The following is a 14619-nucleotide window of genomic DNA, read 5'->3' on the forward strand; positions in this document are numbered from 1 at the left end:
TAATACCGAATATATGATTTGTTCGCCTGAACGAATTTGGAAAGACGGAGCAATCTGTCACTTGAGGATGGGCCTGCGGCGCATTAGCTAGTTGGTGAGGTAACGGCTCACCAAGGCGACGATGCGTAGCCGACCTGAGAGGGTGATCGGCCACACTGGGACTGAGACACGGCCCAGACTCCTACGGGAGGCAGCAGTAGGGAATCTTCCGCAATGGACGCAAGTCTGACGGAGCAACGCCGCGTGAGTGATGAAGGTTTTCGGATCGTAAAGCTCTGTTGCCAGGGAAGAACGTCTGAGTGAGTAACTGCACTCAGAGTGACGGTACCTGAGAAGAAAGCCCCGGCTAACTACGTGCCAGCAGCCGCGGTAATACGTAGGGGGCAAGCGTTGTCCGGAATTATTGGGCGTAAAGCGCGCGCAGGCGGCTTTTTAAGTCCGGTGTCACAGCCCAAGGCTCAACCTTGGGTCGCACTGGAAACTGGAGAGCTTGAGTACAGAAGAGGAAAGTGGAATTCCACGTGTAGCGGTGAAATGCGTAGAGATGTGGAGGAACACCAGTGGCGAAGGCGACTTTCTGGGCTGTAACTGACGCTGAGGCGCGAAAGCGTGGGGAGCAAACAGGATTAGATACCCTGGTAGTCCACGCCGTAAACGATGAATGCTAGGTGTTAGGGGTTTCGATACCCTTGGTGCCGAAGTTAACACATTAAGCATTCCGCCTGGGGAGTACGGTCGCAAGACTGAAACTCAAAGGAATTGACGGGGACCCGCACAAGCAGTGGAGTATGTGGTTTAATTCGAAGCAACGCGAAGAACCTTACCAAGTCTTGACATCCCTTTGACCGGACTAGAGATAGTCTTTTCCTTCGGGACAAAGGAGACAGGTGGTGCATGGTTGTCGTCAGCTCGTGTCGTGAGATGTTGGGTTAAGTCCCGCAACGAGCGCAACCCTTATGCTTAGTTGCCAGCACATCATGGTGGGCACTCTAAGCAGACTGCCGGTGACAAACCGGAGGAAGGTGGGGATGACGTCAAATCATCATGCCCCTTATGACTTGGGCTACACACGTACTACAATGGCCGGTACAACGGGAAGCAATATCGCAAGATGGAGCCAATCCTTAAAAGCCGGTCTCAGTTCGGATTGCAGGCTGCAACTCGCCTGCATGAAGTCGGAATTGCTAGTAATCGCGGATCAGCATGCCGCGGTGAATACGTTCCCGGGTCTTGTACACACCGCCCGTCACACCACGAGAGTTTGCAACACCCGAAGTCGGTGGGGTAACCGCAAGGAGCCAGCCGCCGAAGGTGGGGTAGATGATTGGGGTGAAGTCGTAACAAGGTAGCCGTATCGGAAGGTGCGGCTGGATCACCTCCTTTCTATGGAGAATCGTTTCCTGCAACGGAAACATTCGAACGTCTTTTCTTCGGGAAAGACAAACGCAGAGCACTTCGGTGGATCTGTGGTCACCCAAGTGGTGACACCACTCACTCGTTGTTCAGTTTTGAAAGAGTAAACCTCTTTCAGACTGTTGATCCTTGAAAACTGGATATCGAAAACGAAACATCGCGTTTTAGAAGGTTTCTTCTCTACAAACTGTGCAAACAGTGGTAGGCGAGAAATTGAAATACACCGTTTCTAGAAATAGAAACACTTAGGTTAAGCTACTAAGAGCACACGGTGGATGCCTAGGCGCTAGGAGCCGATGAAGGACGTGGCGAACAACGATAAGGCCTCGGGGAGCTGTAAGCAAGCTGTGATCCGGGGATGTCCGAATGGGGAAACCTAACTGGATTCATCTCCAGTTACTCACACCTGAATACATAGGGTGTGCAGAGGCAGACGAGGGGAACTGAAACATCTAAGTACCCTCAGGAACAGAAAACAAGAGTGATTCCGTCAGTAGCGGCGAGCGAACGCGGAACAGCCCAAACCAATGAGCTTGCTTGTTGGGGTTGTGGGACGTCTCTTTGGAGTTACAAAGGAAGATGGTAGGCGAAGAGGTCTGGAAAGGCCCGCAAGACAAGGTGAAAGCCCTGTAGCTAAAATCATCTTCTCTCCGAGACGGATCCCGAGTAGTGCGGGGCACGTGAAACCCCGTATGAATCTGCCAGGACCATCTGGTAAGGCTAAATACTCCCTAGCGACCGATAGTGAAGCAGTACCGTGAGGGAAAGGTGAAAAGGACCCCGGAAGGGGAGTGAAATAGAACCTGAAACCGTGTGCTTACAAAAAGTCAGAGCCCGTTTTATGGGTGATGGCGTGCCTTTTGTAGAATGAACCGGCGAGTTACGTTCCCGTGCAAGGTTAAGGTGAAAAGCCGGAGCCGCAGCGAAAGCGAGTCTGAATAGGGCGACTGAGTACGTGGACGTAGACCCGAAACCAGGTGATCTACCCCTGTCCAGGGTGAAGGTACGGTAACACGTACTGGAGGCCCGAACCCACGCACGTTGAAAAGTGCGGGGATGAGGTGGGGGTAGCGGAGAAATTCCAATCGAACCTGGAGATAGCTGGTTCTCCCCGAAATAGCTTTAGGGCTAGCCTCGGAAGGTGAGTCGTGGAGGTAGAGCACTGATTGGATGCGGGGCCCGCAAGGGTTACCAAGTTCAGTCAAACTCCGAATGCCACAGACTTTATTCCGGGAGTCAGACAGTGAGTGCTAAGATCCATTGTCGAAAGGGAAACAGCCCAGACCATCAGCTAAGGTCCCCAAGTGTGTGTTAAGTGGGAAAGGATGTGAAGTTGCACAGACAACCAGGATGTTGGCTTAGAAGCAGCCACCATTGAAAGAGTGCGTAATAGCTCACTGGTCGAGTGACTTTGCGCCGAAAATGTAACGGGGCTAAACACACCACCGAAGCTATGGCTTGATACATTTGTATCAGGGGTAGGGGAGCGTTGAATGAAGATTGAAGGTGTACCGCAAGGAGCGCTGGACCTCATTCAAGTGAGAATGCCGGTATGAGTAACGAAAAGATCAGTGAGAATCTGATCCGCCGAAAACCCAAGGATTCCTGAGGAAGGCTCGTCCTCTCAGGGTAAGTCGGGACCTAAGGCGAGGCCGAAAGGCGTAGTCGACGGACAACAGGTTGAAATTCCTGTACCACCGAAAGCCGTTATGAGCAATGGGATGACGCAGGAGGATAGTGACGCGGACTGATGGATGTCCGTTCAAGCAGTGAGGCTGGTATGTAGGCAAATCCGCATACCGCAAGGCCAGGCTGTGATGAGGAGCGAAAATTGTAGTAGCGAAGGTCATGATTTCACACTGCCAAGAAAAGTCTCTAGCCAGGAAGCAGGTGCCCGTACCGTAAACCGACACAGGTGGGTGAGAAGAGAATTCTAAGGCGCGCGGAAGAACTCTCGTTAAGGAACTCGGCAAAATGACCCCGTAACTTCGGGAGAAGGGGTGCCCCGGTAGTGTGAATAGCACGAGGGGGCCGCAGTGAAAAGGCCCAAGCGACTGTTTAGCAAAAACACAGGTCTGTGCGAAGCCGCAAGGCGAAGTATACGGGCTGACGCCTGCCCGGTGCTGGAAGGTTAAGGGGAGTGGTTAGCGCAAGCGAAGCTATGAACCGAAGCCCCAGTAAACGGCGGCCGTAACTATAACGGTCCTAAGGTAGCGAAATTCCTTGTCAGGTAAATTCTGACCCGCACGAATGGCGTAACGATTTGGGCGCTGTCTCAACGAGAGATCCGGTGAAATTTTAATACCTGTGAAGATGCAGGTTACCCGCGACAAGACGGAAAGACCCCATGGAGCTTTACTGCAACTTGATATTGAACTGGGGTGCGATTTGTACAGGATAGGTGGGAGCCGTAGACATCGGAGCGCAAGCTTCGGTTGAGGCGCCGTTGGGATACCACCCTGATCGCATTTGAGTTCTAACCTCGTACCGTGATCCGGTACAGGGACCGTGTCAGGTGGGCAGTTTGACTGGGGCGGTCGCCTCCTAAAGTGTAACGGAGGCGCCCTAAGGTTCCCTCAGAATGGTTGGAAATCATTCGAAGAGTGTAAAGGCATAAGGGAGCTTGACTGCGAGACAGACACGTCGAGCAGGGACGAAAGTCGGGCTTAGTGATCCGGTGGTACCGCATGGAAGGGCCATCGCTCAACGGATAAAAGCTACCCTGGGGATAACAGGCTTATCTCCCCCAAGAGTCCACATCGACGGGGAGGTTTGGCACCTCGATGTCGGCTCATCGCATCCTGGGGCTGAAGTAGGTCCCAAGGGTTGGGCTGTTCGCCCATTAAAGCGGTACGCGAGCTGGGTTCAGAACGTCGTGAGACAGTTCGGTCCCTATCTGTCGTGGGCGTAGGAAATTTGAGAGGAGCTGTCCTTAGTACGAGAGGACCGGGATGGACGCACCGCTGGTGTACCAGTTGTTCCGCCAGGAGCATCGCTGGGTAGCTACGTGCGGAAGGGATAAGCGCTGAAAGCATCTAAGCGTGAAGCCCCCCTCAAGATGAGATTTCCCAGTATGTAAGACCCCTTGTAGACGACGAGGTGGATAGGTTGGGGGTGGAAGTGCCGCAAGGCATGGAGCTGACCAATACTAATCGGTCGAGGGCTTATCCAATAAAGCTAACACGCGATGTTTTCGTTTTCGGATTCAGTTTTCAGGGAGCAACACACCTGCCCGTTTGGTAATGATGGCGGAGGGGTTCCACACGTACCCATCCCGAACACGACCGTTAAGCCCTCCAGCGCCGATGGTACTTGGACCGCAGGGTCCTGGGAGAGTAGGACGTTGCCAAGCAAAATAGTTTTATCCCTTCGGGGTTTTTTTTTCGCCGAAGGGTTAAGATTGATTTTAATAGGTTGAAGCGTATGAAAAGTTACGCTGTTACTTTTTTTAAGCGGCCCGTTGGTCAAGTGGTTAAGACACCTCCCTTTCACGGAGGTAACAGGGGTTCGAGTCCCCTACGGGTCATTAACATATACACTATGCCGGTGTAGCTCAGTTGGTAGAGCAACTGACTTGTAATCAGTAGGTCGGGGGTTCAAATCCTCTCGCCGGCACCATTTATTTTTAATATTAATTTGATTGCTATGGCGGTCGTGGCGAAGGGGTTAACGCACCGGACTGTGACTCCGGCATTCGTGGGTTCAAGTCCCATCGGTCGCCCTTTATGATCTTATAAAGAATTAGCTTGATATTAGTATTAAAATGATGTAATATGTAATATGTATGTTAAATCAATACTATTACTGCCTAAATTGTATGAGTCATTAGCTCAGTCGGTAGAGCACCTGACTTTTAATCAGGGTGTCGAAGGTTCGAGCCCTTCATGACTCACCATTTTTCTTATATGCGCGTGTGGCGGAATTGGCAGACGCACTAGACTTAGGATCTAGCGTCTCACGACGTGGGGGTTCAAGTCCCTCCACGCGCATAGATTTTGCGGACGTGGCTCAGCGGTAGAGCATCGCCTTGCCAAGGCGAGGGTCGTGGGTTCGATTCCCATCGTCCGCTCCAATCTTTATTCAGTGTAGAGCGTATATATTATATACGTTTTTATTCTACGCTTTAATTCATATAACAACTATATTTGTTTATAGTTGGCATGTGTAAGATTTGATTAACATGGTTATTCAGGGTTTATAAGATACCTGATATTAACCATATCCTCTTAATCCGCGGGTGTAGTTCAATGGTAGAACTTCAGCCTTCCAAGCTGATAGCGTGGGTTCGATTCCCATCACCCGCTTTATAAAAAAGGATGTCTGCATTATGCAGGCATCCTTTTTAGTTTTCTATTAATTTAATGGGCTAAAGAATGCGATAAGTGATAAAGGATTATAGATATAGGTTGAATAGTATTGGATAAAAAAGAAACAGCACAGAAGTAACTCTTATTCTGTACTGTTTCTTTTTATATTACTTTGTTTTTTATGTTGCTTTGCATGTATTTAAAATATATTTTAAACGTATTTAGCTAGGTATTAGTTTTAAAAGATTATTTTAAATTCCAGCGTAAAATCATGCCCATCTGGGTGAGTCCTGCACCAAAACCATATAGTAATACGGTATCTCCATTTTTTAATTTATGATCATCTCTTCCTAATTGCAAAGCTAGAGGAATTGAAGCAGAAGAAGTGTTGCCATACCATTCAGCACTGGTAAGTGTATGGTCTAGAGAAAATCCTGTTTTTTCGCAAATCGAATCGATCATTTTGAGATTAGCGCTATGGGGAACGAACCAATTAATATCGGTAAGAGATTGATTGGTCTGATCTAAAAGGTTTTGAATGCCTTTTGGTACTGTACGTACAGCCCATTTATAGACTTCACGACCATTTTGTACGATTTTACCATTGCCCAGCATCACTTGATCATTGATTTGATCGGATAATCCGGTACGGTATACATGTTCTCCACCAGAACCATCGCTATCCATAAAAGTTCCTAGAAAGCTAGGTTGTTCTGGATCGTATTCGACTAAGGCTGCACCGGCACCATCACCAAATAAAATACATGTGCTGCGATCGGTATAATCTGTTATTTTGCTCATTGTTTCACTGGCAATCACTAGAATTTTGCGATGAAGACCTGATGTGATAAAGCTATTGGCTACATGAAGTGCATATACAAAGCCAGCACAAGTAGCATTGAGATCTAGTGCACCAGCACCTTTGATATTGAAATAAGATTGAATTTGAGTAGCTGTACTTGGAAATACATAATCTGAAGTGGTAGTAGCCACAATAATGAGTTCTACATCTTCCAAAGTACCTGGATAAGTTTTTTGCAGATTTTTGACTGCTTCTATTCCAAGTGTAGATGTGAATTGTTGCTCATTAGCAATACGGCGTTCTCTTATCCCTGTACGTTGAACAATCCATTCGTCAGATGTATCGACTAGCTGTTCAAGATCAGTGTTAGTTAAACGTTTGTCGGGGACATAAGTTCCTAATGCTGTAAGACGAGCTGTTGAATGATTGATAAAGATCACCTCTATATATGATTTGAATGATGTGTATACACTGGAGTAATTGATAATTTGGTTAGATGCTGATTATCTTGTAATACAATGACTGTATAAACCGATTGGATTGACAGATTTAGAGTATGATAAGGTATTTTATAAAAAGGCAGCATAATAATTGTATTTAACTATTTTAATACTAGGTTATAGTACCAGGTACTAATTTATTTTAAATATAACCTATTTGAACAATATTGTAAATCGATTATTGATTTTGGGATGACTAAGTGATGTTGATATAGCTCGATTGGTTTTGAGGTAATGGTAAATGTTATAATGGAAGCATATGGAGTTATCATACCATACAGAATCATATTGTTTAAATCATGAGAAAAGTATATTTTAAATGATATGCTTTATTTTGCTTGTATGGACTGTTTTATAATTGAAGTAGTATATAAGTTATACTATGTGGAAAGTGCTAATGATTCAGATGTGACGTAATTTATCATTTTCAGTGAGGTGACTATAGCAATGGATATCAGACAATTAACATTAGAAGATTTTTGATGCACGAGCGGAATTAGGAATGTATGCTTTTCAATATCGTAAAACGGCAGAAGAACTGGAGAAAGAAAGACAACATTTTAAACCGGAAAGAACATGGGGCATTTTTGAAGAAGAGCAATTGAGCGCTCAACTGACATTGTTACCGTTACAAACGTACATACACGGGCAAGCTTTTGATATGGGTGGAATTGCTGGAGTCTCTACCTGGCCAGAAAAAAGAAGACAGGGATTGGTTGCGAAGTTATTAGATCATACACTGCAACAGATGAATGAAGCAGGGCAATCGATATCCTTTTTGCATCCGTTTCATTTCCCATTTTATCGTAAGTTTGGCTGGGAGACTTATATTGAATATCGTCAATATACTATTCCTACGAATAAGCTACCTGCTAAAGTTCAAGTTGAAGGTACAGTAAAACGTGGTATTCGTGATTTGGATATTTTTGATGCTGTTTATGAAAAATATGCTTCTAATTATAATGGAACACTGGTAAGAGATACCGAGCGTTGGGAACGAAAATTAGTACCGAATAGTGATTTGTTTACCGCTGTTTATTATAATCCTCAAGATCAAGCTTGTGGTTATCTTATTTATGAGATCAAAGATCAAAAAATGAATATTAAAGAATTGGTATCTCTTGATGAACGTTCACGCCAAGCACTATGGACTTTTATTTCCAACCACGATTCAATGGTGACTGAAGTCAATGTGCAAGCACCGATTGATGATTCGTTGTCGTATCTGTTGAATGATCCGCGTATTGAGCAACAGATCGTTCCTTATTTTATGGCGAGAATAGTTAATGTTAAAACGTTTCTTGAGCAATATCCATTTACAGTTGGTAAAGTAGAATCGTTATCAATCCGGGTGAATGATGCGACAGCAGAGTGGAACAATGGGATCTGGGATGTGCTTATTAATGATGAAGGTAAAGCGAAAGTGAGTCGGCGTGAAGCTTTGCCAGAAGGTTTGCAACAAGATCTCTGGGATCATAGTGATATCGATACAGATATTCAAGCATTAACTGTAGCATTGATGGGATATAAACGTCCGCTATCTTTATGTAGTTGGGGGAAATGGAAAGGCAAGTTAGAAGCTGTTCATATTTTGGAATCACGGATTCCTTTTGCTACCACACATTTAATGGACTTTTTCTAAGCACATGTGAATGGGTGGAGTATTAGTGATGTACGTATAGAGTGATTTTTTAGAATGAACGCTTTAATTGGTGGCAGTTCTTATAGAACGTGAAAGCAAATGAATAGTGATACTGTAAAGGAATCATACAGTTGAAATCGTAAATATAAACAGTATGTTCTTTATAATGATAATTAAGGTAAAAAAGCTTATCTCTCTACTGAAGTGCATTATACACTTTGTAGAGGATAAGCTTTTTTTGAATATAGTTGCGCTTTTGTACTATCCGAGTATACTTTTGATGACTGAATGACTGAATGACTGAATGACTGAATGACTGAATGACTGAATGACTGAATGACTGAATGACTGAATGACTGAATGACTGAATGACCGAGTTAGATTATATCGATTATATGAAAAATTTAAAAAAGATAATTATGGTGTTAATGTAGGAGCTTGACGATGATGAGTACCTTGTTCATAGCTATATGCTAATTTGATCAATGTGCTTTCATCAAATGGTCTACCTAAAAATTCAATTCCTACCGGCAATTTCTGATTGGTGAATCCAGCAGGAACTGTAATCGCAGGGAAGCCAGAAAAAGGGCTTAACCGATTATTGTCACCTGATACTTGTTCTTCACCAATCGTAGCTGCTGGTTGGGTAGTCGTCGGATAGATAATCGCATCTAGATTCTGGTCTGCCATTACTTTTAAAAGAGATTCGCGTGTGACCTTAGTACGGTTGAGTACGATATCTTTATATTCTTGAGTATCAAGTGTGGCTACAGTGTTACGTTTTTGCATCGCTTCAGCTTGCTTGGGATCAAATTGATTGGATGCTAGAATTTCGGTCAGATTATGATAAGGTGCATCTTCTCCTAAGCTTGCCAGGTAATCATTGATTTGAAATTTAAATTCGTAACCACTAAGGCTAGGGTATTTCATAATTTGTCCTAAATTAGGAATTTGGATAGGAACCGGTATAGCTCCTAATCGTTTTATATCATCGACAGCGGTATAGACCACTTGAGTGACGGATTTTTCACTATCTTTTGTATTATTGAACAATTCTGTGGCTATACCGATACGAGCTCCTTGCAGACCATCTGCTTGTAATGAATCGGTATAATTTGCAGGGATATGTCCAACGCTATAAGCTGTAGCAATATCGTCTGCATCATAGCCAGCAGTAGCTTGTAATAATATAGCTGCATCTTCTACTGTACGTGCGATAGGCCCGCCGACATCTTGAGTGAGAGCGAGTGGAATAATACCATCACGACTACTTAAGCCTACCGTAGGGCGAATACCGACCAGACTGTTAAATGCAGATGGAATACGAATAGATCCACCTGTATCTGTTCCTAGACCTGCCGCTGCAAAGTTAGCAGCGATAGCAGCTCCTGTTCCACCGCTCGAACCGCCCGGGTAATGATCGAGTGCATAAGGATTCAGCGTCTGCCCTCCAAGTGAGCTCGAAGTAGTAATTCCAAATGCAAATTCATGCAGATTGGATTTGGCTAAAATGATAGCACCTGCTGCTTTGAGCATAGCGATCTGATCAGCGTCTTGATCTGGAATCGAATTTTGAAGACAGACACAACCTGCTGTTGTAGGCATATCGGCTGTATCGAAATTGTCTTTTACAATAATCGGTATACCATGTAAAGGCCCTCGTGCTCCTGTCGTAGCACGTTCTTTGTCTAATTGAGCTGCAATTTCAAGTGCTTTGGGATTGATCGTAAGAATAGCATTAAGCTTGATCCCTTGATCATCATATTTGGCAATACGATCTAAGTATTGTTGTACAAGCTGAACAGAAGTTAGACGACCTTCTTTCATAGCTGATTGCATCTGAGCAATCGTTGCTTCTGTAATCACAAAAGGTTCATTGGTTCCTGGAGAACCAGCAGCTTGAGCAGAAGAGGTAACACCATATGTACTGAATGGAGCAACAATTAACGCAATAACTGTAAACCACATAACAATTACTTTTTGATACTTTTTCATATGTTGGATATTAGACAAATAACTTCACTCCTTTGTAAGATATCATCGATTATTGTTGATACATGTAATTAATTATGTATTTTAGTGTTAAAAAAGATAACATGTCAATACAAAAGATCAAATAGACTTAAATTTGAACATAAAATAATGATTAAAATGATACATATTTAACTGTTCTTTTAAAGAAAATTCGGTACATTAACAAGGAGCAGATAAAATTAATATTTGTGCAAAAGAAATGTGATGTTGCAGTTAAAAGTTTGGTAGAATAAAATGGTAATGGCTTAAATGGAATTATAATCCAGTATAGAAAGAGGAATCAACATGGCAAACAAGTCGGTATACAATTTGGTCATCGTAGGCTATGGCGGAATGGGAAGTTATCATGGGCAATTGATTGAGAAAGTACCTGCACTTGAAGTAACTGGTGTGTACGATATCGTAGACTATCGGATGGAACTTGCTGGACAACATGGTTATCATGCTTATGAAAGTATGGAAGCGGTCTTATCAGATGAAAATGTTGATATTGTATTGATTGCTACTCCTAATGATGTACATAAAGAATTATCGATTCAGGCTTTACGTGCAGGCAAGCATGTTATTTGTGAGAAACCTGTAACGATCAACAGTGCGGATCTGTTAGACATTGTCAAAGTAGCAGAAGAAACCGGTCAGAAATTTACAGTGCATCAAAATCGTCGCTGGGATGAAGATTTCTTGATTATTCGTGATATGTTTGAAAAACGGGCTGTTGGAGATGTGTTTCATGTGGAATCACGTGTACAAGGAGCTAATGGTATTCCAGGAGATTGGAGACAGCTCAAAGCTTATGGCGGCGGCATGTTGCTTGATTGGGGAGTTCATTTACTAGATCAGCTATTATTGCTTACCGATAGTAAGATCGACAGTGTCCATGCTCAGTTGAGTACCATTTTGGATACAGAAGTAGATGATGGATTTACAACAACGATTCGTTTTAAAGATGGGTTAACAGCAGTTGTAGAAGTCGGTACAACTAACTATGTTAAATTACCACGCTGGTATGTAAAAGGAACCGAAGGAACAGCGATTATTCAAGATTGGGATCTAAGCGGGGAGATCGTTACCCGTAATACAGAAGTGGAAAAAGTAGAACCCAAACCGATTCAAGCAGGTCGTGGATTGACTAAAACGATGGCTCCACCTTCCGAAGAGTCTACAATTCGTAAATCGATTGAACCGATCCAAAACCCGCCAGAAGAGTTCTATGTGAACTTTTTGTCTGTGATCGAAGGCTCTGCGCAATCGGCTGTACCTAATGAACAAGTACATCGAGTGTTAGTACTGATCGAGACGATTTTTGAAGCGGCTGAAAAAGATGCAGTGATTCATAAAGAATTTTAACAACAGATAGCTAGAAATGAATTACACAAAAAGCGGGTATTCTATAGTGAAATATAGATATCGGCTTTTTTGTGATATCCAAGTGGACTGTACATATAGCGTTCTATCATAAGAATTGGATCAGCGTATAAGGTCGTGTAATAACCTTAATATTTATTTGAAAAGTGTTACAATATATAGATGTGTATATCGACGTCTGATTGCAACGAATACACAAGAGAAAAATAACCGTAAATAAATGATATATCAATATATATTAGGAAAGTGAAAGGAATGAATTATATGAAGCAAGTGGTATTGGCTGAAAAGCCTTCAGTTGCAAGAGAAATCGCGCGTGTGATGGGAAGTCATCAGAAACATAAAGGGTATATGGAAGGCCCTAAATATATAGTGACTTGGGCGCTTGGACATCTAGTCGGTCTAGCAGAGCCGGAAGATTATGATACTCGTTACCAGAAATGGAATCTGGACGATTTGCCGATTTTGCCGGAAAAGATGACGTTAAAAGTACTGCGAGAAAGTAGTCATCAATACAAAATTGTACAGCATCTTCTGAGACGAAATGATGTGCAAGGATTGATCGTAGCTACCGATGCTGCACGTGAGGGAGAATTGTTAGCACGCTGGATTATTCAAATGGCAAAATGGAATAAACCTTTTCAAAGATTATGGATATCTTCTCAGACAGACAAAGCGATCCGTGAAGGATTTGCAAAATTGCGTCCGGGTAAAGAATTTGACCGTCTGTATGAATCGGCTCGTTGTCGGGCAGAAGCCGATTGGATGGTTGGACTGAATATTACTAGAGCATTAACTTGTAAATTCGATGCTCAATTATCAGCAGGACGTGTACAGACACCATCACTGGGGATGATGATGAAGCGTGAGAATGAAATTAAAGATTTCCGCTCTCAAGATTATCATACATTGCAGATTGATCTGGGTGATCTACAAGCAGAATGGCGGAATGCTGAAGGAGACGGACGTATTTTTGAACAACAGAATGTACAGCAGTTAGAGCAGTCTTTGGCAGGCAAGCAAGCGAAGATTGTATCGGTCAAAAAGAATGAACGCCAAGAACCTCATCCACTGGCGTATGATCTGACAGAGTTACAACGTGATGCGAATAAAAAATATGGATTTTCTGCTAAGCATACGTCTAATGTATTGCAAAAGTTATATGAGCAACACAAAATCGTCACGTATCCGCGTACCGATTCACGTTATTTGTCTTCAGATATGACAGATACATTCAAAGAACGTTTATCCAGTGTAGCTGTAGGTCCATATGCGCCACTGGCACGTCCTTTATTACGCAATGCACTTAAAATTGATAAACGGATTGTAGATGATAGCAAAATTAGTGATCATCATGCGATTATCCCTACAGAAGAAATAGTATCCTTGAACGCACTTACAACCGATGAGCGTAAATTGTATGATCTGATTGCGCGCCGTTTTATCAGTTTATTTTATCCACCTGCTACTTATGATACGGTTCAAGTGATTATTGAAGCCGCAGGAGAGCAGTTTCATGCCAAAGGGGTTACGATCAAAGATTCAGGTTGGCGTGCTGTATATGGTGATCAGTGGAATGAAGAAGATGAGGATGAAGAAACCGATTCACATCATCGTTCATCAGAGCGTGGAGCAGATCACCGGGGAACGCAGAAATTGCCTGAACTCAAACAAGGGGAATCGAAAATGATTGCTCGCTGTGTTGTTAAAGCAGGTCGTACGATGCCACCTAAACGATATACAGAAGCCGCTCTGTTATCACAAATGGAAAAACATAGTCTGGGTACGCCAGCAACTAGAGCAGATATTATTGAAAAATTAGTCTCTTCTGATACGATCGAACGCAAAGGCAATCATCTGCATCCTACAGGAAAAGGCGCACAATTGATCGAATTGGTGTCGCCTGAACTGCGAACGCCTGAATTAACAGCACGTTGGGGAACAGCAGTTAGAAAAAATTGCTCGCGGACAAGGACAACCGGCTCCATTTTTACAAGAGATTCGTCAGATGGCGCAATCGATGGTCGATGGTGTGAAGAAGAGTGATGTAAATTATAAGCCACACAATGTCTCTTCCAGTCATTGCCCTGAATGTGGAACACGAATGTTAGAGAAAAAATCGAAACGTGGTACATTCTTGATCTGTCCAAGTGAAGATTGTAGTTATCGTCGTTCGACTGAAAAGCAGTTATCGAATCGTCGCTGTCCACAGTGTCATAAAAAAATGGAAATCAAAGACGGAAAAGCTGGAAAGTATGTACAATGTCTCGGTTGTGGAATTACCGAAACGTTAAATAAAGATGGCGGTCGCCCGGTTAACAAACGTGAACAGCAAAAGTTAGTGAAGCAATTTGAAAAGAAGGAATCGTTTGGTTCAAGTCTAGGTGATTTGCTAAAAGCTGCTTTGGAAGAGAAAAAAGAATAGAGATAACCTAATAACGCAACCGAGAGCTCTTTAGCCGTAATAGTAGCTAAAGAGCTTTTTGATATGCAATGGCAACTATTTTCTTAAAATAATCGTTGACGAAAATATTTTCATAATCTATATTTAAAAGA

At 43.3% G+C, this 14619-nt stretch carries 4 protein-coding genes, 7 tRNA genes, 3 rRNA genes and 1 pseudogene; 13 read left to right on the forward strand and 2 right to left on the reverse strand.

The window, feature by feature from the left end; translation table 11 throughout:
• The 10 genes from QE450_RS00005 to QE450_RS00050 form a co-directional block, all read left to right on the forward strand.
• Positions 1–1383, forward strand: a 16S ribosomal RNA gene (locus tag QE450_RS00005); the annotation flags it as partial.
• Between the two features lie 278 nt (positions 1384–1661).
• Positions 1662–4585, forward strand: a 23S ribosomal RNA gene (locus QE450_RS00010).
• A 63-nt stretch (positions 4586–4648) separates the two neighbouring features.
• Positions 4649–4765 (forward strand): 5S ribosomal RNA (rrf, locus tag QE450_RS00015).
• A gap of 102 nt (positions 4766–4867) precedes the next feature.
• Positions 4868–4939, forward strand: a tRNA-Glu gene (locus QE450_RS00020).
• Positions 4940–4955: 16 nt separating this feature from the next.
• Positions 4956–5031 (forward strand) — tRNA-Thr (locus QE450_RS00025).
• A gap of 30 nt (positions 5032–5061) precedes the next feature.
• A tRNA-His gene (locus QE450_RS00030) sits at positions 5062–5134 on the forward strand.
• A 98-nt stretch (positions 5135–5232) separates the two neighbouring features.
• Positions 5233–5308 (forward strand) — tRNA-Lys (locus tag QE450_RS00035).
• A 12-nt stretch (positions 5309–5320) separates the two neighbouring features.
• Positions 5321–5402 (forward strand) — tRNA-Leu (locus QE450_RS00040).
• 8 nt (positions 5403–5410) lie between these two features.
• Positions 5411–5485, forward strand: a tRNA-Gly gene (locus tag QE450_RS00045).
• 161 nt (positions 5486–5646) lie between these two features.
• Positions 5647–5717 (forward strand) — tRNA-Gly (locus QE450_RS00050).
• Positions 5718–5966: 249 nt separating this feature from the next.
• Here QE450_RS00050 and QE450_RS00055 read toward each other — a convergent pair.
• Positions 5967–6953 (reverse strand): ketoacyl-ACP synthase III, encoded by a 987-nt coding sequence (locus QE450_RS00055; RefSeq protein WP_307302534.1) that lies wholly within the window; start codon positions 6951–6953, stop codon positions 5967–5969.
• A 571-nt stretch (positions 6954–7524) separates the two neighbouring features.
• On the opposite strand from QE450_RS00055, the gene QE450_RS00060 reads away from it, so the two are divergent.
• Complete coding sequence (locus tag QE450_RS00060) at positions 7525–8664, forward strand: GNAT family N-acetyltransferase (protein ID WP_307295636.1); 1140 nt, start codon at positions 7525–7527, stop codon at positions 8662–8664.
• A gap of 417 nt (positions 8665–9081) precedes the next feature.
• On the opposite strand, the gene QE450_RS00065 is transcribed toward QE450_RS00060, so the two are convergent.
• Positions 9082–10632 carry an amidase family protein gene (locus tag QE450_RS00065; protein ID WP_373462031.1) on the reverse strand — a complete coding sequence of 517 codons (1551 nt, stop codon included), beginning with the start codon at positions 10630–10632 and terminating at the stop codon, positions 9082–9084.
• A gap of 351 nt (positions 10633–10983) precedes the next feature.
• Here QE450_RS00065 and QE450_RS00070 point away from each other — a divergent pair, with 351 nt between their 5' ends.
• Positions 10984–12045 carry a Gfo/Idh/MocA family protein gene (locus QE450_RS00070; RefSeq protein WP_307295640.1) on the forward strand — a complete coding sequence of 354 codons (1062 nt, stop codon included), beginning with the start codon at positions 10984–10986 and terminating at the stop codon, positions 12043–12045.
• 282 nt (positions 12046–12327) lie between these two features.
• Positions 12328–14488 (forward strand): annotated as a pseudogene (locus tag QE450_RS00075) (DNA topoisomerase III).
• The last annotated feature ends 131 nt before the right edge of the window (positions 14489–14619 follow it).

The sequence above is a fragment of the Paenibacillus sp. SORGH_AS_0306 genome, from assembly GCF_030819345.1.
GTDB lineage: Bacteria > Bacillota > Bacilli > Paenibacillales > Paenibacillaceae > Saccharibacillus > Saccharibacillus kyungheensis.